Annotated in this window: 36 protein-coding genes; 4 read left to right on the forward strand and 32 right to left on the reverse strand. The window is 52.5% G+C overall.

The annotated features are described in order from the left end of the window. Positions 1 to 94: 94 nt before the first annotated feature. Positions 95 to 586 (forward strand): hypothetical protein, encoded by a 492-nt coding sequence (locus K5753_06200; GenBank protein ID MCR4726787.1) that lies wholly within the window; start codon positions 95 to 97, stop codon positions 584 to 586. Between the two features lie 80 nt (positions 587 to 666). Here K5753_06200 and K5753_06205 read toward each other — a convergent pair whose 3' ends face one another. From K5753_06205 to rpsJ, 32 genes are all read right to left on the reverse strand, one after another. Next, positions 667 to 1,176, reverse strand: a complete 510-nt coding sequence (locus K5753_06205) for a 50S ribosomal protein L17 (GenBank protein ID MCR4726788.1) — start codon at positions 1,174 to 1,176, stop codon at positions 667 to 669. Between the two features lie 14 nt (positions 1,177 to 1,190). After that, positions 1,191 to 2,150 (reverse strand): DNA-directed RNA polymerase subunit alpha, encoded by a 960-nt coding sequence (locus K5753_06210; GenBank protein MCR4726789.1) that lies wholly within the window; start codon positions 2,148 to 2,150, stop codon positions 1,191 to 1,193. Positions 2,151 to 2,165: 15 nt separating this feature from the next. Beyond that, a complete protein-coding gene (rpsD, locus tag K5753_06215; protein MCR4726790.1) occupies positions 2,166 to 2,822 on the reverse strand; it encodes a 30S ribosomal protein S4 in 657 nt (218 codons plus the stop codon). 14 nt (positions 2,823 to 2,836) lie between these two features. Next, positions 2,837 to 3,229 carry a 30S ribosomal protein S11 gene (rpsK, locus tag K5753_06220; GenBank protein ID MCR4726791.1) on the reverse strand — a complete coding sequence of 131 codons (393 nt, stop codon included), beginning with the start codon at positions 3,227 to 3,229 and terminating at the stop codon, positions 2,837 to 2,839. A gap of 14 nt (positions 3,230 to 3,243) precedes the next feature. After that, positions 3,244 to 3,612 carry a 30S ribosomal protein S13 gene (gene rpsM, locus K5753_06225; protein ID MCR4726792.1) on the reverse strand — a complete coding sequence of 123 codons (369 nt, stop codon included), beginning with the start codon at positions 3,610 to 3,612 and terminating at the stop codon, positions 3,244 to 3,246. Between the two features lie 111 nt (positions 3,613 to 3,723). Continuing rightward, positions 3,724 to 3,840: a 50S ribosomal protein L36 gene (gene rpmJ / locus K5753_06230; protein ID MCR4726793.1), complete on the reverse strand. Its 117-nt coding sequence runs from the start codon at positions 3,838 to 3,840 to the stop codon at positions 3,724 to 3,726. Between the two features lie 13 nt (positions 3,841 to 3,853). Continuing rightward, positions 3,854 to 4,078, reverse strand: coding sequence for a translation initiation factor IF-1 (gene infA, locus K5753_06235; protein MCR4726794.1), 225 nt, complete (start codon positions 4,076 to 4,078; stop codon positions 3,854 to 3,856). Positions 4,079 to 4,088: 10 nt separating this feature from the next. After that, a complete protein-coding gene (locus tag K5753_06240; GenBank protein MCR4726795.1) occupies positions 4,089 to 4,361 on the reverse strand; it encodes a KOW domain-containing RNA-binding protein in 273 nt (90 codons plus the stop codon). A gap of 10 nt (positions 4,362 to 4,371) precedes the next feature. Next, positions 4,372 to 5,118, reverse strand: a complete 747-nt coding sequence (gene map, locus K5753_06245; GenBank protein ID MCR4726796.1) for a type I methionyl aminopeptidase — start codon at positions 5,116 to 5,118, stop codon at positions 4,372 to 4,374. Beyond that, a complete protein-coding gene (locus K5753_06250) occupies positions 5,115 to 5,732 on the reverse strand; it encodes an adenylate kinase (protein ID MCR4726797.1) in 618 nt (205 codons plus the stop codon). Before K5753_06250 ends, map begins: the two co-directional genes overlap by 4 nt. A gap of 1 nt (position 5,733) precedes the next feature. Continuing rightward, the gene (secY, locus tag K5753_06255) at positions 5,734 to 7,017 is read right to left on the reverse strand and encodes a preprotein translocase subunit SecY (GenBank protein ID MCR4726798.1); all 1,284 of its coding nucleotides are present in this window, start codon (positions 7,015 to 7,017) and stop codon (positions 5,734 to 5,736) included. Then, positions 7,017 to 7,460, reverse strand: coding sequence for a 50S ribosomal protein L15 (rplO, locus tag K5753_06260; protein ID MCR4726799.1), 444 nt, complete (start codon positions 7,458 to 7,460; stop codon positions 7,017 to 7,019). The genes secY and rplO overlap by 1 nt, the downstream gene beginning before the upstream one ends. A 12-nt stretch (positions 7,461 to 7,472) precedes the next feature. Next, positions 7,473 to 7,655, reverse strand: coding sequence for a 50S ribosomal protein L30 (gene rpmD / locus K5753_06265; protein ID MCR4726800.1), 183 nt, complete (start codon positions 7,653 to 7,655; stop codon positions 7,473 to 7,475). Then, positions 7,655 to 8,191: a 30S ribosomal protein S5 gene (rpsE, locus tag K5753_06270; GenBank protein ID MCR4726801.1), complete on the reverse strand. Its 537-nt coding sequence runs from the start codon at positions 8,189 to 8,191 to the stop codon at positions 7,655 to 7,657. Before rpsE ends, rpmD begins: the two co-directional genes overlap by 1 nt. 10 nt (positions 8,192 to 8,201) lie before the next feature. After that, complete coding sequence (gene rplR, locus K5753_06275) at positions 8,202 to 8,570, reverse strand: 50S ribosomal protein L18 (GenBank protein MCR4726802.1); 369 nt, start codon at positions 8,568 to 8,570, stop codon at positions 8,202 to 8,204. A gap of 14 nt (positions 8,571 to 8,584) precedes the next feature. Continuing rightward, the gene (gene rplF, locus K5753_06280; protein ID MCR4726803.1) at positions 8,585 to 9,127 is read right to left on the reverse strand and encodes a 50S ribosomal protein L6; all 543 of its coding nucleotides are present in this window, start codon (positions 9,125 to 9,127) and stop codon (positions 8,585 to 8,587) included. 13 nt (positions 9,128 to 9,140) lie between these two features. Continuing rightward, positions 9,141 to 9,536, reverse strand: a complete 396-nt coding sequence (gene rpsH / locus K5753_06285; protein MCR4726804.1) for a 30S ribosomal protein S8 — start codon at positions 9,534 to 9,536, stop codon at positions 9,141 to 9,143. Between the two features lie 17 nt (positions 9,537 to 9,553). Further along, positions 9,554 to 9,739: a type Z 30S ribosomal protein S14 gene (locus tag K5753_06290; protein ID MCR4726805.1), complete on the reverse strand. Its 186-nt coding sequence runs from the start codon at positions 9,737 to 9,739 to the stop codon at positions 9,554 to 9,556. Between the two features lie 14 nt (positions 9,740 to 9,753). Next, positions 9,754 to 10,248, reverse strand: a complete 495-nt coding sequence (gene rplE / locus K5753_06295) for a 50S ribosomal protein L5 (protein ID MCR4726806.1) — start codon at positions 10,246 to 10,248, stop codon at positions 9,754 to 9,756. A gap of 111 nt (positions 10,249 to 10,359) precedes the next feature. After that, positions 10,360 to 10,818 carry a 50S ribosomal protein L24 gene (gene rplX, locus K5753_06300; GenBank protein MCR4726807.1) on the reverse strand — a complete coding sequence of 153 codons (459 nt, stop codon included), beginning with the start codon at positions 10,816 to 10,818 and terminating at the stop codon, positions 10,360 to 10,362. Positions 10,819 to 10,828: 10 nt separating this feature from the next. Beyond that, positions 10,829 to 11,197 (reverse strand): 50S ribosomal protein L14, encoded by a 369-nt coding sequence (gene rplN, locus K5753_06305; protein ID MCR4726808.1) that lies wholly within the window; start codon positions 11,195 to 11,197, stop codon positions 10,829 to 10,831. Positions 11,198 to 11,212: 15 nt separating this feature from the next. Next, positions 11,213 to 11,467: a 30S ribosomal protein S17 gene (gene rpsQ / locus K5753_06310; GenBank protein MCR4726809.1), complete on the reverse strand. Its 255-nt coding sequence runs from the start codon at positions 11,465 to 11,467 to the stop codon at positions 11,213 to 11,215. A gap of 25 nt (positions 11,468 to 11,492) precedes the next feature. After that, positions 11,493 to 11,708, reverse strand: a complete 216-nt coding sequence (rpmC, locus tag K5753_06315; GenBank protein MCR4726810.1) for a 50S ribosomal protein L29 — start codon at positions 11,706 to 11,708, stop codon at positions 11,493 to 11,495. Next, a complete protein-coding gene (gene rplP / locus K5753_06320; protein ID MCR4726811.1) occupies positions 11,708 to 12,145 on the reverse strand; it encodes a 50S ribosomal protein L16 in 438 nt (145 codons plus the stop codon). The genes rpmC and rplP overlap by 1 nt, the downstream gene beginning before the upstream one ends. Next, entirely contained in the window at positions 12,145 to 12,903 is a 759-nt protein-coding gene (rpsC, locus tag K5753_06325; protein MCR4726812.1) for a 30S ribosomal protein S3, read from the reverse strand. Before rpsC ends, rplP begins: the two co-directional genes overlap by 1 nt. Positions 12,904 to 12,914: 11 nt before the next feature. Then, positions 12,915 to 13,301 carry a 50S ribosomal protein L22 gene (gene rplV / locus K5753_06330; protein MCR4726813.1) on the reverse strand — a complete coding sequence of 129 codons (387 nt, stop codon included), beginning with the start codon at positions 13,299 to 13,301 and terminating at the stop codon, positions 12,915 to 12,917. 8 nt (positions 13,302 to 13,309) lie between these two features. After that, entirely contained in the window at positions 13,310 to 13,588 is a 279-nt protein-coding gene (rpsS, locus tag K5753_06335; GenBank protein MCR4726814.1) for a 30S ribosomal protein S19, read from the reverse strand. A gap of 11 nt (positions 13,589 to 13,599) precedes the next feature. Beyond that, complete coding sequence (gene rplB, locus K5753_06340; GenBank protein ID MCR4726815.1) at positions 13,600 to 14,430, reverse strand: 50S ribosomal protein L2; 831 nt, start codon at positions 14,428 to 14,430, stop codon at positions 13,600 to 13,602. 16 nt (positions 14,431 to 14,446) lie between these two features. Beyond that, entirely contained in the window at positions 14,447 to 14,737 is a 291-nt protein-coding gene (gene rplW, locus K5753_06345) for a 50S ribosomal protein L23 (protein ID MCR4726816.1), read from the reverse strand. A 10-nt stretch (positions 14,738 to 14,747) separates the two neighbouring features. Next, a complete protein-coding gene (gene rplD / locus K5753_06350; protein MCR4726817.1) occupies positions 14,748 to 15,374 on the reverse strand; it encodes a 50S ribosomal protein L4 in 627 nt (208 codons plus the stop codon). A 13-nt stretch (positions 15,375 to 15,387) separates the two neighbouring features. Then, a complete protein-coding gene (rplC, locus tag K5753_06355; GenBank protein MCR4726818.1) occupies positions 15,388 to 16,017 on the reverse strand; it encodes a 50S ribosomal protein L3 in 630 nt (209 codons plus the stop codon). Between the two features lie 31 nt (positions 16,018 to 16,048). After that, positions 16,049 to 16,357 (reverse strand): 30S ribosomal protein S10, encoded by a 309-nt coding sequence (rpsJ, locus tag K5753_06360; protein MCR4726819.1) that lies wholly within the window; start codon positions 16,355 to 16,357, stop codon positions 16,049 to 16,051. A 504-nt stretch (positions 16,358 to 16,861) separates the two neighbouring features. Between rpsJ and K5753_06365 the strand changes: the two genes are divergently transcribed. The 3 genes from K5753_06365 (at position 16,862) to K5753_06375 (ending at position 20,535) form a co-directional block, all read left to right on the forward strand. Further along, a complete protein-coding gene (locus K5753_06365; protein MCR4726820.1) occupies positions 16,862 to 18,544 on the forward strand; it encodes a DUF6273 domain-containing protein in 1,683 nt (560 codons plus the stop codon). A 226-nt stretch (positions 18,545 to 18,770) separates the two neighbouring features. Continuing rightward, positions 18,771 to 19,694: an alpha/beta hydrolase gene (locus K5753_06370; protein MCR4726821.1), complete on the forward strand. Its 924-nt coding sequence runs from the start codon at positions 18,771 to 18,773 to the stop codon at positions 19,692 to 19,694. A gap of 112 nt (positions 19,695 to 19,806) precedes the next feature. After that, positions 19,807 to 20,535: a lysoplasmalogenase gene (locus tag K5753_06375; protein MCR4726822.1), complete on the forward strand. Its 729-nt coding sequence runs from the start codon at positions 19,807 to 19,809 to the stop codon at positions 20,533 to 20,535. Positions 20,536 to 20,586 lie beyond the last annotated feature (51 nt).

A 20,586-nucleotide genomic window follows, 5' to 3' on the forward strand; every position in this document is an offset into this window, starting at 1 on the left:
GTATAAATGCGGTTACAAAATGACGGAAAAACTCACCCCTATTGAATTTTCTTCTTTTATTTGGTATAATATTTTTCACAAAGGAGGTACGTTTATGGACAATCCCATCGGAGAAAAAGAAGCGCTCGCCGCCGAAGCGGAAACGAAAAACGCGGAAGTTGTCGCAGATCCGATCGAAGAGCCGACCCCGCAAAATCTTCTTTCCGAAAACGCGCTTTGCGCCGTTAAAAAGGGACCGAAAAAAGCAAGTTACGTCTTTTTCGTGCTTGCCGTTTTGACCTTTATTCCGTTCATTTTTCTGACGATGCCGTTCTTGGGCGCCTTCTTTGACAGCTCGCCCGAGGACCTCGGCGAAGCGCTCGGAAAAGTCTTCGGGCTGCTCTTCGTGATCATCTTTATGGCCATCACGGGGATCCCGAATTTCATCTTTTCTTTGCTCTCCACGATCTTTTTCGGGACGGCGATCGGAAAGACGGATCCCAAGCGCAAGGTGAAAACCATCGTCTTTTTCGCGATCTCGCTCGCGCTTTTGATCGCCGTCGTTACGATCGCGCTGATCAGTTTCATCGTCATAAAAAGGAACTGAACCGGTCGATCCTTCCAAACACAGCATAAAAAAATCGCTCGCAATATGCGAGCGATTTTTCTTTGTTAAACGTTTTCCGATCAAAGCATCTCGATGATCGCCATTTCCGCGGCGTCGCCTTTTCTTTGACCGAGCCTAAGGATGCGGGTATATCCGCCGCCTTGGGTCTGTTTGTCGTTGCGCTCTTTATACTTCGGAGCGTACTCGTTGAAGATCTTCTCGATCAAAGGATGATTGATGTCCTTCGTCCTCGCAGCGTACTTGCTCTTGCTCTCTTTCTCGCCCTTCTTCTCTTGAATATCGTAAAGCTCAGCCATCAAACGACGCCTTGCCGCGAGCTTTTTCGGACCGTCGTTCGTAAATTTGACGGACACTTTCTCGTCTTTGAGGTTGACTTTTTCTTTGACAACTTCAACGGTGTCTTGATAGGTGTTGATAGCGAGAGTGAGAAGTTTTTCAGCCATACGACTTACCTCTTTGGCGCGGTCGAAGGTGATCTCGATCTTTCCGTACCACAAAAGGTCGGAAACTTCGTTCTTCAACATCGCCATACGTTGGTCTGTCGGTCTTCCTAATTTTCTTTGATTCATATCAAGCCTCCCAATTATTCCTCGTTACTGCGGAGAGAAAGCCCCAATTCCGCAAGTTTGAATTTGACTTCTTCCAGCGATTTTTGTCCCAAGTTACGCACTTTGAGCATATCCCCTTCCGACTTCTCGACGAGATCGCCGACAGTGTGGATACCCGCTCTCTTCAAGCAGTTGTAAGAACGGACGGAGAGATCGAGCTCTTCGATCGTCTTTTCAAGGTGCGTATCGCGGGGATCGGGCTCGTCCGGTTCGAGGATCGGACCCATCTCTTCCACGCTCTCGCAAAGATTGATGAAGAGTTTCGCGTGATCGTCGAGGATCTTCGCCGCGAGAGACAGAGTTTCCTTCGCGGGAGTCGTCCCATTCGTCTTGACGTTCAAAACGAGCCTGTCGTAGTTGATATCTTGACCCACACGAGCGTCCTCAACGGTGTAACTCGCCGAAAGAACGGGGGTAAAGATGCTGTCCACGGGGATGTAGCCGATCGGTGCGGAAGCGTCTTTGTTCTTATCCGCGCCGACGTAACCTCTGCCGCTCATAACGGTGATCTCCATATCGAGCTCGCCGCCTTCGTTGATCGTGCAGATGTGGTGATCTTGGTTCACCACGGAAACCGCCATGCCGCAATCGATATCCTTACCGAGGACGGGACCGGGCTTGTTGGTTTTGATCGTAACGACGACTTTTTGATTGTCTTCGAGAGCGGTGTTCGCCTTGAAAGCCAAACCTTTGATGTTAAGGATGATATCCACGACGTCCTCAACGATATTGGGGATCGTGGAAAATTCGTGCATAACGCCGGCAATTTTGATGCCGACCGCCGCGACGCCCGGAAGATCGGATAACAGCATCCTGCGAAGAGCGTTTCCGAGAGTGGTGCCGAGACCTTTTTCAAGCGGCTCCACGGTAACGACCGCGATCGACCCGTCTTGATTCTCCGATGCGTTGATTTGCGGTGTTTTGATTTTTATCATAATATTCCTCCTTTATTACTTGGAGTACAACTCGACGATCATGTGCTCCTTGATTCTGAGGTCGATATCCTCGCGCTTCGGCATTTGCAGGACTTTACCGGTAAGGGTGGTCTTGTCAAATTCGAGCCACTGGGGAAGAGCGGACTTCGCGCCCACTTCTTTGACCGCCTCGAATAATTTCTTGCCCTGCTTATTCTCTTTCACGGCGATAACGTCGCCCGGAGAGACCAAATAAGAAGGAATATTAACGTTTTTGCCGTTCACGGAAATGTGGCCGTGATTGACGATTTGTCTGGCTTGCGCTCTGCTGCCGCCGATTCCGAGACGGAAGACGACGTTGTCCAGTCTGCGCTCGATGAGGATAAGCATGTTTTCACCCGTGATACCCTTCATGCGCTCCGCTTTCTCGTGGTACATACGGAATTGCTTTTCCATAATGCCGTACGCTCTCTTGGTCTTCTGCTTTTCGCGAAGCTGCAAAGCGTAAGCGGACACTTTTCTTCTGCCGGTTTTGACGGGACCCGGGGGATTGATGCGCCCTTTCTCCAAGGGGCAAAGCTTCCTGCCTTGCGTTCCGTCGCTGCTGATATTATAACATCTGTCGCCTTTGAGGTATAATTTTTCACCCTCTCTTCTGCACAAGCGACAATCGGGACCTGTGTACTTAGCCATATCTTTTCTACCTCCTATAACCTTCTGCGCTTAGGCGGACGGCATCCGTTGTGCGGAATGGGCGAAACGTCTTGAATCGAAGTAACCGCGATCTCCGCGTTTTGAAGCGCGCGAATTGCGGATTCTCTGCCCTGACCGGGGCCTTTTACGAAGACGTCGACGCTCTTCAAGCCGTGCTCTTTCGCCGCTCTCGCCGCGTCTTCCATAACCATTTGCGCCGCATACGGCGTGCTCTTCTTCGAACCGCGAAGACCGAGCTTACCCGCGCTGGACGCGCTGATCGCGTTGCCTTGGATATCGGTTATGGTAATGATCGTGTTGTTAAAGGAACATTGGATATGCGCCTGTCCCCTGTCAACGCGCGTAATGTCCTTACGCTTTTTGGTTGCACTTTTCTTTACTGCCATTGTTGCGTCCTCCCTTATTTCTTAGAACGGCCGACGGTACGTCTCGGGCCTTTGCGGGTACGAGCGTTCCTCTTGCTGCTTTGTCCTCTTACGGGCAAACCCTTTCTATGACGGACGCCGCGGTAGCAACCGATTTCGCGAAGTCTTTTGATATTCATATCGATTTCACGTTTGAGATCGCCTTCCACGCGCAAATTCTTTTCGATGTACTCTCTGAGTACGGCAACGTCGCTCTCTGCCAAATCTTTTACCCTTATGTCGGGACTGATTCCCGTCTCTGCCAAAATTTTGCGCGAAGTGGCAAGACCTATACCGAAAATATACGTCAAACCGATTTCGAGCCTTTTTTCTCTTGGCAAATCTACACCGGATATACGAGCCATTAAAATACCTCCATTTAATCTTTGATGTTTATCTTGTTACCCGACCGAGAGGACGAAATGTGATTTGGAATGAATTCGTCCAGCCGCTCCCCGACCGAATAAAGGATTTACTTAACCTTGAACCTGCTTGTGGCTCTTGCTCTTGGAGCAAATAACCATAACCTTTCCGTGACGCCTAATGATCTTGCATTTGTCGCACATGGGTTTAACCGACGGTCTAACTTTCATACTATCCTCCCTGTTAGTTCTTATCTCTCCAAACGATGCGACCCTTGGTCAGATCGTAGGGACTGATTTCGACTTTTACCGAATCGCCTTCGATGATCTTGATGCTTTTGATCCGCATCTTTCCCGACGGATAGGCGATGATCTGCGCGCCGCTCTTTTCAAGTTCTACTCTGTAAGATTGATACGGCAACACCTCAATTACTTTGCCTTGGACCTCAATAACGTCTTCCTTTGACAAAATGACCTCCTTATTTGCCCGAGTACAGCCTCAGCGCGCTCTTGATCTCGCTGTCGAACACTTGTTTTTCCGACAACAATTTTTCCTGTATCGTATCGTTAACTTCGCCGATCGGTTCGAGATGCTTGACGTTCTTTCGTTTGGGAGCCGACAGGGATTTTTCGCTTCCGTTCGCGACGTAGGCGTATCCTTTATCGTCTAACCTTACTATTATATAACACTTTCCGCGATCTCGTCCAGCCTTTGAATAAACAATACTGCCGACGAAAACTTCTTTTTGCATATTTTTTTCCTTAAAGCGTCAGAATCTCGACGCCGTCTTCCCAAATCACCACGGTATTCTCGTAATGCGCGGAAGGCGAGCGGTCTTTCGTCCTGACCGTCCAGCCGTCGCGTTCGGTATAGACGTCGAACCTTCCGAGGTTGATCATCGGCTCGACCGCCAGCGTAAGTCCGCTGTGCAATCGAAGCCCGCGACCTTTCACCCCATAGTTGGGAACGGAAGGATCTTCGTGCATTTCGCGCCCGATCCCGTGCCCGGTGAGCGCTCGAACGACGGAGTAACCTCTGCTTTCAACGTACTCCTGAATCGCGCCGGAAATATCTCCGAGGCGAGAGGACGCGTTGATCCCTTCGATCCCTTTGAAAAAGGCTTTTTCGGCGGTTTCCACGAGATCTCTTTTCTCGCGACTGACCTTTCCGATCATAAACGTCCGCGCGCCGTCGCCGTGATATCCGTCGATATACGCGCACAGGTCGACGCCGACGATCTGACCTTCTTCGATATACGTCTTTTTCGAGGGGATCCCGTGCACGACGACGTCGTCGACCGACACGCACGCACTGGCGGGATAACCTTCATAACCGAGGCAGGAAGGGATCGCTCCCTGACTCTCGATGTACTCTTTGACCCACGAATCGACGTCCGCGGTCGTGACGCCTTCTTTGATCCTGTCACCGACGTAAAGAAGGGTATCGCGAACGACGCGGCAAGCTTTCCGCATCACGTCGACTTCTTCTTTTGTCTTAACGAAAATCATTTCAGCACCTTCATAATGTCCGCGTAGACCGCTTCGATCCCCTGCGCGCCGTCAATATTTTTCAAAAGATCTTTTTTCGCGTAGTAATCGATCAGGGGCGCGGTTTCCGCGTGATACACGGCAAGCCTGTTTTTGACGGTCTCTTCTTTGTCGTCCTCGCGTTGGTACAGCTCTCCGCCGCACTTCTCGCAGGTCGTCCTGCCGTTCAGGAATGCGACGTTGTACGTTTCGCCGCAACGGCACATTCTTCTTCCCGCGACGCGCTTTACGATCGCTTCGTCATCCACGACGAGGTTGACGACGACGTCGATCGAGGTGATCGCTTCGAGCGCCTCTGCTTGCGAGATCGTTCTCGGGAATCCGTCCAAAATGAAACCGGCTTTGCAGTCTTCTTGCGAAAGGCGATCCGCCACGATCTTGATGACGACGTCATCGGGAACGAGCGCGCCTTTATCGATATAACTCTTCGCAAGAAGCCCGAGCGGGGTGCCGCCTTTGATATTCGCGCGGAAGATGTCTCCCGTGGAAATATGCGGCACGCCGAGCTCTGTTTTTACGCGCGTCGCGTGGGTGCCTTTTCCGCTCCCCGGCGCGCCTAAGAAAATCACTTTCATATTACTTCAAGAAGCCCTTGTAGTGCTTCATCATCAACTGATTCTGCAACTGCGTATCGAATTCCATCGCAACGCTGACGACGATCAGAAGACCCGTCGCGCTGAACGCGTTCGCAAGACCGTTGGATTGACCGAGGGCAGCGAAGACGACGCTCGGGACGAGAGCGATGATCGCGAGGAAGATCGCGCCGAACAGGGTGATCCTGTTGTTGATCCTCTTCAAAAATTCGCTCGTCGGTCTGCCCGGACGGATGCCCGGGATGAACCCGCCGTTTTGTTGGATGTTGCGGCTGATGTCTTCCGGATTGAACTGGATCTGCGAATAGAAGAACGAGAAGAACAAGATCAGCAAGCACATGACCGCGATATAGATCGGAGTTCCGATGCCGAGCCACTTCGCCCACCAAAGGTAGAACTTGCTCGTCGGCCAGAAGCTCGCGATCATTTGCGGGAACATCAGGAAGGACGAAGCGAAGATGATCGGCATAACGCCGCTCGCGTTGACCTTCATCGGGATGTGGGTAGATTGACCGCCGTACATCTTATTTCCCTTGATCTGCTTCGCGTATTGGATCGTGATCTTTCTCTCCGCGAGATCCACGAAGATGATGAAGACGAAGACGAACAAGACGACGAGCAGGAACGCGATAATGAGCCACACGTTTTTCGCGACGTTGCCGTCACCGATATTCTTGAAAGCGGTAACGAGGGATTGCGCCGCGGAAGCGAGGATACCGACGAAGATGATCAGCGACGTTCCGTTTCCGATCCCGTACTCGGTGATGCGGTCGCCGATCCACATAACGAGGCAGCTGCCGCCGACGAGCATAACGATGACCAAAGCCATCGAAAATTTCTGGGATCCGAAGGTCGCGTCGAACATATCCGCGCCCCAAGCGAGGCAGATACCCACGCCTTGGATGATCGCGAGAACGATCGCCATGTAACGCGTGATTTGCGTAAGTTTTTTTCTTCCGTCCTCACCCTGCTTCGAAAGTCTGTCGAGAGGCGGGATGACGAGCGTCAGAAGTTGCATGATAATGAAAGCGTTGATAAATGGGAGAATACCGAGCGCAAACAGAGTGCCGTTTGCGAGCGATCCGCCGGTGATGGTGGACATAACGCTGAAAAAGTCGTTGCTCGCAAGGTTCTGGAAGCTTGTTGACGCGATGCCCGGGACGGGAATGAAGCACCCGATCCTGAACACCAACAGCATCAAAAGCGTCAGGAGCATTTTCTTTCGTATTTCCTTCTCACGGAAGGCATTTATCAGCGTATTTAACATTACAGCACCTCGACTTTGCCGCCGGCTTTCTCGATCGCTTCTTTCGCGGTCTCGGTGAAGTACGCCGCTTGAACGGTAAGCGCTTTGGTCAGCTCGCCGCCGCCGAGGACTTTGAGTCCGTAGGGCTGCGCCTTAGAGAGGATCCCGGTCGCGAGGAGGACTTCCTCGTTAATGACCGCACCCGCCTCGAAGCATTCGAGATCCCAAAGGTTAACGATGTTGTATTCTTTCTTAAAGATGTTCGTGAAGCCGCGCTTCGGAAGGCGCCTCGTCAAAGGCATTTGACCGCCTTCGAATCCGGGACGTACGCCGCCGCCGCTTCTCGCCCATTGACCTTTATGGCCCTTGCCCGAAGTCTTTCCGAGACCGGAACCGATACCTCTGCCGAGTCTTTTCGCGGAAGTTTTTGAATTCGGAGCGGGCGCTATGGTGTGCAATTTCATTTTTCTACCTCCTCAATCGGCGTTCTCTACTTTTACGAGGTGAGAAACGACCTTAATCATTCCGCGCGTGGTAGCGGTGTCTTCGAGAACGTTGGAGCTACCGACTTTACGAAGACCGAGCGCGGCTACGTTTGCCTTTTGCTTTTCGAGCGCGCCAATGGTGCTCTTAACGAGAGTAACTTTGATCTTAGCCATTATTCTTGCGCCTCCTTACCGAGAATTTCCTCAACGGTCTTGCCGCGAAGCGCCGAGATCTGCTCGACGGTCATAAGACGGGAAAGTCCGTCCATCGTCGCCTTCGCGCAGTTGATCGGGTTGTTCGTTCCGATCGCCTTCGTGCGGATGTCTTGGATACCCGCCATTTCGAGAACGGCACGAACCGGACCGCCCGCGATAACGCCGGTACCGACTTCGGCGGGCATCAGGAGAACTTGACCGCGACCGAACACGCCGGTGATTTGGTGCGGGATCGTCGTTCCGACGATAGGCACTTTGATCAGGCTGTTCTTCGCAGCGGTCGTCGCCTTCTCGATCGCGTCCGTCGCTTCGGTGGCTTTACCCATTCCGAGTCCGACTTGACCGTTCTTGTCGCCGACGACGATGAGCGCCGCTTGACGCATCGTTCTACCGCCTTTAACGACCTTCGTGACGCGGTTCATCGCGATCGTCACTTTGTCGAATCCGTCTTTTACTTCTCTGTCTTTATTGAATTTATCATCACGTCTTGCCATAACTATCTCCTTAGAACTGCAAACCGGCTTCTCTCGCGCCGTCCGCAAGGGCTTCCAAACGGCCCATGTAAAGGTAGCCGCTTCTATCGAACACGCAAGTCGAGACTCCTTTTTCGACCGCGCGCTGACCGAGGATCGTGCCGACGTATTTCGCTTGCTCGCTCTTGGTCATATCTTTCACCGCTTCGGCGATCGCCTTTTCGACGGTGGACGCGGCGGCGATGGTCACGCCGGCGACGTCATCGATAAGTTGCGCGTAGATGTGTTTGCTGCTTCTGAAAACCGAAAGGCGGGGGCGCTCCGCCGAGCCGCTGATCTTATTTCTGATGCGCTTATGCCTTTTGATTCTTTCGGAATTTTTATCGATCTTGGTTATCATATCAATTCACTCCTTTATTTACCCGCGGTCTTACCGACTTTCTTTACGATGACCTCGTCTTTATAACGGATACCGTAAATGTGATAGGGATCGGGTCTCTTGATGTCGCGAAGGTTCGCCGCGAACTGTCCGACAAGCTCTTTATCGATACCGGTAACGGTGAGTTCAAGACCGTTTTCCGCTTTCGCTTTGATGCCTTCGGGGATCTCGACGGGAACGTTGTGAGAGAAACCGACGTTAAACACGACTTTGTTTCCTTCCACAGCAACTTTGTAACCGACGCCGTTTACCACGAGCGTTTTGCTGAATCCCTTGGTGACGCCGACGACCATATTGTTGATAAGGACGCGCGTAAGACCATGGATTGCTTTGCTTTCTTTTTCGTCGTTCGTACGGGCGACGTGAACGCGATTGCCTTCCATCGTGATGACCGAGGAAGCGGGAAGCGCGCGCGTCAAGGTTCCGAGGGGACCTTTGACCGTAACGACGTTATTCTCCCCGAGCGTAACGGTAACGCCCGCGGGGATCTCAACGGGAAGTCTTCCGATTCTTGACATCTTTCTACCTCCCTTACCAGACGTAAGCCATCACTTCGCCGCCGACGTTTGCGGTGCGAGCGTTCTTATCCGTCATGATGCCCTTCGAAGTCGAGATGATCGCGATGCCGAGACCGTTCAGAACTTTCGGAAGGTCTTCGCAGTTCGCGTACACCCTGAGGCCCGGCTTGCTGATGCGCTTCAAACCGTTGATAACGCTTCTGCCCGCGCCGTACTTCAAAGTAATGTTCAAATAGCTGTTAACGCCGTCTTCGACTTTCTCGACGGCTTCGATATATCCCTCTTCGAGCAAGATGTCCGCGATCGCGGCTTTCACCTTGGAGGTCGGGATTTTAACGTCGGAATGCTTCGCGGTAAGGGCGTTCCTTATCCTCGTGAGCATATCCGCAATAGGATCGGTCACTACCATTTCTATCTCCTCCTTAATTACCAACTGGACTTCTTAATGCCGGGTATTTGGCCTTTGTAAGCAAGCTCTCTGAAACAAACCCTGCAAATTCCGTACTTTTTCAAGACGGCGTGCGGTCTGCCGCAAATCGAACATCTCGTGTATTCGCGGGTCGAGAACTTTTGAGGTGCTTTTTGCTTATTTTTAAGCGCCATTCTTGCCATACTCTTTACCTCCGTTAGTTACGAGCAAAAGGCATACCGAGCAAATCCAAAAGCTCTTTTGCCTCCTCGTCCGTCTTTGCCGTGGTCACCACGCAGATGTCAAGGCCTCTCGTCTTTTCCACTTGATCGTAGGAGATCTCCGGGAAGATAAGTTGCTCTTTCAGTCCCATCGCGTAATTGCCCCTTCCGTCGAAAGACTTGGTGGAAACGCCTTTGAAGTCTCTGACGCGGGGAAGGACGATGCTGATCAACTTGTCGAGGAAGTCATACATCTTGCCCGAGCGAAGGGTAACTTTCGCTCCGATGCTTTGACCTTCTCTGACTTTGAAGTTCGCAACGCTCTTTTTCGCTTTGGTAACGACGGGTTTTTGACCGCTGATGAGTTTAAGCTCTTCGACGGCGAGCTGGAAGCTCTTGCCGTTGTCTTTCTCATCGCCGAGACCCATGTTCAAAACGATCTTTTCAAGCTTCGGAACTTCGTTCACGTTCTTGTAGTTGAACTTGCTCATCAGAGCGGGAACGACTTTCTCGGCATAATAGGTTTTAAGCCTGTATTCTCTTTTGGTATCAGCCGCGCTTGCAGCTTGATTTTTCTTCTCTGCCACTTTCTGTACCTCCGTTTACGCTTCCGCCTTGGGAGCCGCTTTCTTGGTCGCCTTCTTGGTGGCGGTCGCAGTTACGGTCTGTTCGGTGGTTTCCACAGCCTCGGTTTCTTTGGTCGCTTTCTTGGCGGTGGCTTTCTTAGCGGTCGCTTTCTTCGGAGCCGCTTTCGTGTCGATCACGGCGCCGCATTTTTTGCATTTTCTGACGTTCTTGCCGTCAACCTTCTCGTGAGCGACTTTGGTCGCTTTGCCGCAAGAGGGGCAAACGAGCATAACGTTGGAAGCGTCGATCGCGGCGGGTTGCTCGACTTTGCCGCCCGGTTGCTGCGCGCTTCTTGCCTTAACGTGCTTGGTGACCATATTGAGGCCTTCGAGCACAACTTTATTATCCGCGGGGTACGCCTTGATAACGGCTGCTTTCTTGCCCTTATCTTTGCCGGTAAGTACCACTACGCTATCACCTTTCTTAATCTCCATACTGTCCTCCTTAAAGCACTTCGGGTGCAAGAGAGATGATCTTCATATAGTCTTTATCTCTCAACTCTCTCGCGATCGGCCCAAAGATACGGGTTCCGCGCGGTTGCTTTTGGTTGTCGATGATGACTGCCGCGTTCTCGTCGAACTTGATATGGGAGCCGTCTTTTCTGCCGATGCCGCGAACGGATCTTACGATGACCGCCTTGACGACGTCGCCTTTCTTGACCGTGCCGCCCGGAGTTGCGGTCTTAACGGACGCGACGATAACGTCGCCGATATTACCGAACTTTCTGAACGAGCCGCCCAGCACTTTGATACACATGATTTCTTTGGCGCCGGTGTTATCCGCGACGACCAATCTGGTTTGAGGTTGTATCATATTCGCTGCTCCTCCTTACTTCGCCTTGCTGATGATCTCGACGAGACGCCAGCGCTTTTCTTTGCTCAAAGGACGGGTCTCGGTGATCTCGACGGTGTCGCCGACGTGCGCGGCGTTCTCTTCGTCGTGCACTTTGTATTTATTGGTGATACGAACCGTCTTCTTATAGAGGGGATGCTTATATTTGACTTCCACCGCAACGACGATGGTCTTTTCCATCTTGTCGCTGACGACGATGCCCACCCTGCTCTTTCTCAAATTTCTTTCCATAGCATTTTCCATTGCGTTCTACCTCCTACTTCGCCGAAGCCTCGCCTTTGAGCTGCAATTCTCTCTGACGAAGTATGGTGTTTACTCTTGCGATATCGCGCTTCACGTTCTTCAACGCGCTGTTGTTGGTAAGTTGTCCGGCAGCGTGTTGAAAACGAAGATTGAAAAGTTGCGACTTCAACTTCGCGAGCTCTTTATCGAGTTCGCCCGTGCTCATTTCAAAATATTGCTTAGCTTTCATTATTCTTCACCGCCTTCCGCTGCGACGGGGATCTCCTTCACAACGATTTTAGACTTAACGGGTAATTTGTGGGAAGCAAGTCTCAACGCCTCTTTTGCGACTTCGAGGTCGATACCCGCCATTTCAAACATAACTCTGCCCGGCTTAACGACCGCAACCCAGTATTCCGGGGAACCCTTACCGCTACCCATGCGCGTTTCGGCGGGTTTCTTCGTTACGGGTTTGTGGGGGAAGATGTCGATCCAGACCTTTCCGCCCCTCTTGGTGAAACGAGTCATCGCGATACGAGCCGCCTCGATTTGGTTCGAGGTAACCCATCCGCATTCGTCCGCCACCAAAGCGATCTCGCCGTAAGCGATAACATTGCCTTTATTTGCTTTTCCTTTCATACGGCCGCGAGAAACTTTTCTACGCTTGACCCTCTTCGGCATTAACATTACGCTTCACCTCCTTCACTCTGAGCAGGCTGCGCTTTCTTCACAAGCACTTCGCCTTTGTAAATCCACACTTTGACGCCGATACGCCCGTAAGTCGTGTGCGCCTCCGCGAAACCGTAATCGATATCCGCGCGCAACGTTTGAAGGGGGATCGAGCCTTCGTGATACTGCTCGGTACGCGCGATCTCCGCGCCGTCCAATCTGCCGGAAACCATCGTCTTGATACCCTTCGCGCCGGCTTTATTCGCTCTGGACATCGCAAGCTTCATCGCTCTGCGGAAGCTGATTCTCTTTTCGAGTTGATTCGCGATATCTTCCGCGACGAGTTGCGCGTCCGCATCCGCCACTTTGACGGGGATGAACTCGATCAACACGGTCGGATAGTTGTGTCCGTTCTTCTTCGCGATCTTGATGACCTGCGCGCGAATCTTTTCCGTTCCGACGCCTTTTTGTCCGATCAAGAGACCGGGGCGGGCGGTAAAGACCTTGACTTTGAGATACTTGTCGCATCTCTCGATGTCCACGCGGGAGATTCTGGGTCTGTCGTCAAGCTTTTTGACGAACTTTTCGCCTTCTTGCTGAACGGGTTCTTCGCTGGTCGTTTTGAGCTCGGGCTTGTAAACGTCCTTGATGAAGTGACGGATCTGATTGTCTTCAAGGAGATAGCTGCCGAAATCTTTCTTACCGGCAAACCATTGGGCTTCCCATTCTTTATTGATTCCTATTCTAAGTCCGTTAGGATTAACTTTCTGTCCCATTGTTTACCTCCTCAGTTGTTCGCGCTGTCAAGGATCACGGTGATGTGGCTCGTGCGCTTTAAGATGCGGTATGCGCGGCCTTTCGCACGCGGCATGATTCTCTTTAACGTGGGGCCTTGATCCGCAAACGCTTCCGCTACGAACAAGTCGCTCTTGCTGATGTTCTTGTACTCGGCGTTCGCCGCGGCGGAGTCGAGGACTTTGAGGACCACGGGAGCGGCGGACTTGTTGGTATTCTTCAAGATAGCCGCGGCTTCGGTGTAATTCTTGCCTCTGATGATGTCGAGTACGATTCTTACTTTATAAGGGGAGATCCTTATATATTTGGCAGTTGCCTTGGGACGCTTGTCCGCGTTCTCAATGCGCGCTGCGCTCTTTTCTTTCATACGAGTTGCCATATTTCCTCCTACTTGGAAGCAGCGCTCTTGCTGCCGGGGTGTCCTTTGAACGTTCTGGTGGGCACGAACTCACCGAGTTTGCAACCGACCATATCTTCGGTGATATAGACGGGTACGTGCTTTCTGCCGTCATGAACCGCGATCGTGTGACCGATCATATCGGGGAATATCGTGCTCGCCCTCGACCACGTCTTGATCGCTTTCTTTTCGTTCGCGTCGTTCATGGCTTGGATTCTTTTCAACAACCTTTCTTCAACGTAAGGTCCTTTTTTAACTGATCTGCTCATATTCCCTCCTATTAGTTCACGCGCTTAATGATGAACTTGTCAGACGCGTTCTTCTTCTTGCGAGTCTTGTAACCGAGCGCGGGTTTACCCCAAGGCGTAACAGGACTTGCCATACCGACCGGGCTCTTGCCCTCGCCGCCGCCGTGCGGGTGATCGCAGGGGTTCATAACCACACCGCGAACCGTCGGACGGGTTCCCATATGTCTTTTCCTACCCGCTTTACCGAGGGAGACGATCTCGTTATCTTTGTTGCCGAGTTCGCCGACCGTCGCGCGGCAGTTCAGCGGAACGTATCTCATTTCGCCGCTGGGCATCTTGATGATCGCGCCTTTGCTTTCTTTCGCCATAAGCTGCGCGCTGATGCCCGCCGAACGAGCGATCACGCCGCCGCGGCCCGCGTGCATCTCGATGTTGTGGATAAACGTACCGACCGGGATCGAGGAAAGCGGCAAGCTGTTTCCGAGTTTGATATCGACGTCCGCGCCGCTGACGACCGTGTCGCCGACTTTCAAACCGTCCGGAGCGAGGATATATCTCTTTTCGCCGTCCTCATATTGGAGAAGCGCGATGTTGACCGTGCGGTTCGGATCGTATTGAACGCCGATCACTTTCGCGGGAACGTTGTCCTTATTTCTCTTGAAGTCGATCACTCTGTACTTTTGTCTGTTCCCACCGCCGATGTGTCTGACCGTGATTCTTCCGGTCGCGTTTCTACCGCCGCTCTTTTTCTTGTTTTCAAGCAAGGATTTTTCGGGGGATTGAACGCCTTGGAGCTCGTCGAACGCCGAAACGCTCATTCCGCGGCGACCCGCCGTTGTGGGGTTATATCTCTTGATAGCCATCTCTGTGTCCTCCCTATTACGTCAAACTGTCGAAGAACTCGATGCTCTTACTCGACTCGGTAAGTTGCACGATCGCTTTCTTGTAGTCCGGTCTCTTGCCTTCCGTCGCGCCGCGTCTCTTGATCTTGCCTTGCACGTTAACGGTGTTGACTTTCGCGACCTCGACGCCGAACACTTCTTCAACCGCTCTCTTGATATCCACCTTGGTCGCGTTCTTCGCAACTTTGAAGGTGTATCTCTTCATTTGAATGCCGCTGAAACTTTTTTCGGATAAGATCGGCTTGATTATAATATCGTAATTGTTCATACCTTTCCTCCTACGCCTCTAACTGATTCTTTTCGATCTGCTCCGCGGCTTCCTTCGTGAAAAGGCATTTCGCGTTCGCGACGACGTCGAGCACGCTGATGAGATTCGCGTTCACCGTCGTTACGTTCGGGATGTTGCGGGAAGCGACGACCGCTCCGTCGTCATGATCGCCGAGCACGATAAGGGTGCTCTTATCCATATTGAAATTTTTAAGCACGGAAGCGATCTCTTTGGTCTTCGCGTTTTCGAGAGCGAGCGAATCGACGACGACGGCTTCCTCGTTTTGGAATTTATAGGAGAGCGCGCTCTTCAACGCTTCTCTTCTCATAACCTTATTGACTTTCTGGGAGAAGTCGCGGGGCTTCGGAGCGAAGACTACGCCGCCTTTGACCCATTGCGGAGCGCGGGTGCTACCCTGACGAGCGTTACCGGTTCCCTTTTGTCTCCAAGGTTTCCTGCCGCCGCCGCGGACTTCCGTCCTCGTCAAGGTGCTCTTCGTGCCTTGGCGCATATTGTTTCTTTGCGCGACGACGCATTGATGAATGATGGCTTCGTTGTACTCTCTCGCGAAGACTTCGTCCGAGAGATCCATGCTGCCCACTTCTTTTGCCTGTTTATCGTAAATCTTAACCAACATAACTTTCTTCTCCTTACGCCTTCACGGAGTTCCTCAAAACGAGGAGACCACCCTTGGGTCCGGGCACGCCGCCCTTCACGAGGATCAGATTACGCTCGGCGTCCACCTTGACGACTTCAAGGTTTTGCACGGTGACGTTCTCATGACCGTATTGACCCGCCATATGCTTGTTCTTGAACACGCGGCTCGGGTCGGAGTTCGCAGCCATGGAACCGACCGAACGGTGGATCGGACCGGTACCGTGGGACATGGATCCGACGCGCTGCGCGTTCCATCTCTTGATAACGCCCGAGAAACCGTGACCTTTGGAAACGCCGCTGACGTCCACCTTGTCGCCGACTTCGAACTGCGCCGCCGTAAGGACGGTCTTGCCGACCTCGGCTCCCGCGATATCGAGTTTGAGTTCTTTCAGGTAACGCGCGTTCTTCACGCCCGCCTTTTGGAACACGCCCTTTTGCGGCTTGTTGAGTTTTTCGGACTCACCGAACGCGACTTGAAGCGCTTCGTAGCCGTCTTTCTCGACTGTCTTGATATGCACGACGGGACATGGGCCTGCTTCGATGACCGTCACGGGAATGACTTGCCCATCCTGTGCAAACACTTGGCTCATACCAAGTTTCTTTCCGACGATTGCTTTACTCATAGATAAAGTTCACCTCCAAATTATTTCCGAATTAAAGTTTGATTTTGATATCCACGCCCGCCGGCACGTCGACGTTCATCAAGCATTGAACGACTTTCGCCGAAGGATTGTAAATATCGATAAGACGCTTATGCGTCCTCATCTCGAATTGCTCGCGCGAATCCTTATATTTGTGCGTCGCACGAAGGATCGTTACGATTTCACGCTCGGTCGGAAGGGGGATCGGTCCCGAGATCTTCGCGCCGCATTTCGTGATCGCGTCGACGATTTTGGTCGCGACACCGTCAACGAGTTCGTGATCGTAGCTTTTAAGTTTGATTCTGATCGTTTGTCCTGCCATTTGTTACTTCCTCCTGTTATTTCTAACTCGATATTCCGCGCTGCCGTGTGTTTCTTGCTCCCTGTAAATTTAAGGCAGCTCTCGCTGCCGATCTATTTACGAGTTAGCGCCCGATCGACTCGAACTGGTCCGCGCGAACTAGCCCCGGATTGGGAAACCTCGCGCATCATCCGTAACGGAGCGTCACTTGGCAATGCTTGTTTATTATATAAAAGCCCAAACTTCTTGTCAAATAAAGTTTTATTAAATTTTCTTAATGTTTGATTTTCGGGTGTTTTTTCCTCGAAAAACGGGGTTTTCCACCCCGCTCGGCGCCGCCGCGCGCCCCTTTCTCGCCGAAATCCCCCGCAAAGTCGCCGCGTTTCTCTCCCGGTTTCGCCCCGACGACGCGGCTTATATAATATAGTCACGCGCGCGGGTATTGACATAAACAGACGGAATATGCTATATTTATACTTACGCGGCGCGAACGCGCGCTCCGCCGCGTCCACAGGAGGGCAACGGATGAAATTCCCCGTAAAAAGACTTATCAAAAATGCGAAACGGAGAAAGACCTTGATCGGGATTGCGATCGCTGCGGCGGTCATTGCGCTGATCGTCGGCGTTGCCGTTTTTATGGACGCAAGTTCCGTCACTTTGATCAACACGAACGCCAAAGCCGGTAGCATCATCGGCGGCGGCAGGATCAGCAGCGGCAGCAACGCGACGATGCGTGCGGTCGCCTTCGACGGATACGTCTTTACGGAGTGGACGAATAAAGACGGTTCGGTCGCAAGCCGCGAGCCGAGCTACAAAATGCAGATCCCCGCGTCCGACATTACTCTTTACGCGAATTGGAAACTCATCGACTGGTCTTTGGAGCTCAATCTGAACAGCAACGACAACACGACCGAATACCCTAAGACCTTTACCGTCGAATCCGAAACCATCTTTTTGAATCCGCCGACGCGAACCGGCTACACCTTCCTCGGTTGGTATCTCGACGAAAATTTTCTGAAACCCTACAAATACGATTACATCCCCCAAGGCACGGCGGAAGAGATCACGCTTTACGCAAAATGGGCGCCGTCTTACAAGATCACCTACGATCTCGACGTCCGAGTTTCGAACGATCCCGATAATCCCACGACCTACACCGAGTTCAATTCCGTCCTTCTCGAAAGCCCCGTTTGGTACGAGCTGAACGACCGCGGACAATCGACGGGCGGCAGCTATAAGTTCCTCGGTTGGTACGACGAAGGCAACAATCGCGTTACGGAGATTCCCAAAGAATGGAAGCGCGACGTTACCCTTCACGCGCGCTGGGATATGACAGACCCCGTTTATTACAACATCTACACGAAAGGCAACTACATCTACGTCGACCTCGGGCATTACCCCAACCATATCCTCGAAGACCCCGCGACCTTATATTTCCTCAAAGAAGCAATCCGAACCGGCGCGATCGAGCCCGACCCCGAAACGCATCTTTTCAGCTATCAAAACACGCTGTACGCGCAAGCGACCGCGTCACCCTATCAAAGCGGAACGTATTTCAGCGACGACACCTACGTTAAAAAAGGCGAATCCTTCTTCTTCATCGTGGAGCCGATCCGTTGGCGCGTCCTCTCGGGCGATCCGAACGACCCGAATTCCGTCGTCACCCTTCTTTCGGAAGACATCTTGACCGCCTCCCCGTTCCAGACCTCGCTGCAAGTCCGCTCCTATGCGGGCGTCCCCGTCTACGCGAACAACTGGGAAAAGAGTATGCTGCGCGAGTTTCTGAACGGAACCTTCTACGCCGAAGCGTTCAAAGAAGGCGAAGCGAAATTCATTCAAACGACGCAAGTGGATATCGGTAGGGGCGTTTCTCACTTCGACACCTTCGCAAACGGCAAAAAGTGCGACGATAAGGTTTACCTTTTGAGCTACAAAGATCTCGCGAATTCGAAATATCATTGGGATCACTGGACGAAGACCGAAGATTCCCGCAAAGTCGCGAAAGCGACCGATTACGCCAAAGCGATGGGCGTTTACAGCAGCCTGAACGGCGGGAAAGAGCGCGACGCTTGCCACTGGTGGCTTCGCACGCCGGGCGACTTTGAGGACACCGCGTCTTTGACGACGGCGCTCGGAACGGTCGGCACTTATAACGTAAAAACGTCTTGCATCGGAGTCCGCCCCGCGATCACCGTCAAACTCGGCTGATCCTCTCGGACCTCGAAGCGATAAGAACATGAAACGTTGCGCCCGACTTACGGCTTTTTGACGTTTTTCGCGATCATTACGGCGACCGCCCTTTCTTCCGAAAACGCGGAAGAGTCGGTCGCCCGTTCTTTTGTTATCGCGCGTACGAAGAGAAAAACGCCCGCCGAACCTCGTAACGGCGGACGTCAATCAAACGAAATCGAAAATCAACAAGGAGAGACTCATTATGCGGGAATTTAAGCTCAAAAGTTTTGACGAAACGGAAATCTATTGCACTATCTGGGACGACGTGCACGCGCCGAAAGGCGTCGTCCAACTCCTTCACGGGATGAGCGAGTACGGCGGGCATTACGCGGGATTCGCCGAGTATCTGAATTCCCGCGGCTATATCGTCTTCGCGGACGATCACCGCGCGCACGGAAGAACGGAAACGGAAAAAGAGCGCGGCAGGCATAAGGGCAACATTTTCCGCGACACGTTGAAGGACGAACTCTTCTTCCGCGAGTGGCTCAAAGAGCAATACGACCTTCCGATCTTTTTGGCGGGGCATTCCTACGGCAGTTTTCTCTGTCAGGCGTTCGCCGAATCCGAGACGGACGTCCCCGCGATCGCGATCTTCGGGACGGGACACATGCGCACGCTTTGCACGATCGGCAAGATCCTGACGATCCCCCTCTTCCTCGTGGCGAGGAATTGGCGACCTAAATTCGTAAACTTCCTTTCGGACAACCTGTTTCGCTTCAAGGGAGACAAAGGTAAAGCGCAATGGATCAACGACACCGCGGCGGTCCGCGAAGCCTTTATCCGCGGCGAATACACCCACACCGACATGAGCGTCGCTTTCGACTACTATATGATGAGTGAAGCAATCAAACTATATAAGAAAAAGAATCTCGCTAAGCTGAACCCGAAAACTCCGATCGGCATTTTCTGCGGCACGCAGGACGTCGTCGGACTTTGCACGAGAGGCGCGAAAAAGCTCGACCGCACCTATAAAGAATGCGGCGTGCCGAGCGAACTCCGCTTCTACGAAGGCTCCCGCCACGAGATCGTCTACGGTAAAAACGCCGATCGGGCGAGAGCGGATATCGCGGACTTTTTCGATCGCGTCCTCGAAGGCTCTTCGCAAAGCGGCGCGGAGGAAAACTGACGCTCTCCGCAATGCGCTCCCAAAAACCGCGGTCTTCCCCACCCCCGCGAAACGTTTGCGTCGTGGCGGGGCGCGTGCTATAATAAAATAACTCTTTTCGGAGGATATAAAAATGGTAACCTATATTTTGCTCGCCCTCGGCGGCGTCAGTTTGATTTTCTTTTTACTTTTCCGCGATCAGGACGGCGGAATCCTTCCGCTCGCGCTGAAAACCGTGACCAGCCTGCTCTTCGTCGGAACGGCGATCGCGGCTGCCGTCGGGAATTACAACTTGACAGGGACGGAATCCTTCGGCAAGATCGCGTTTATGGGGCTCGTTCTTATGGGACTCGTCTGCGGTTTGGTCGGCGACATCGCGCTCGACCTCAAAATCACCTATTTCGAAACCAGCGTTCGTCACAGCGATCTGTACACCTTTATGGGGATCAGTTCGTTCGGGATCGGGCACATCTTCTACGTTATCGCGATCGCAACGCTTTTCGGTTTCTCGCCTTGGGCGATTTTGATCGCCGCCGCCGCGACCGCCGCGGTCTTCGGGATCGGAAAATTCCTCTTTAAGATCAATTTCGGAAAGTTCTTTATCCTCTGCGTGATCTACGCGTTCCTTTTGACGCTCTTCCTCTCTTCCGCGATCGTGGGCGGGATTTTGAGCGGATTCGGTCTGTCCGTGATCCTTTTGATCGTCGGCGCGTCGCTTTTCCTCGGCTCCAACCTGCTCCTCGCTTTCATTTATTTCGACGGGAACGACAGCCGCATTATGATCATCCTCGACAACGTCCTTTACTACGGCGGGCAGTTCGCGATCGCGCTCAGCCTTTTCTACCTCGGAACGTTGCTTTGATCTTTTCCAAATCGCAATACGACAAAAAAAGCGATCCGTTCGGATCGCTTT

Source organism: Clostridia bacterium, from assembly GCA_024685775.1.
Taxonomy (GTDB): Bacteria; Bacillota; Clostridia; order Christensenellales; family CAG-1252; genus CAG-1252.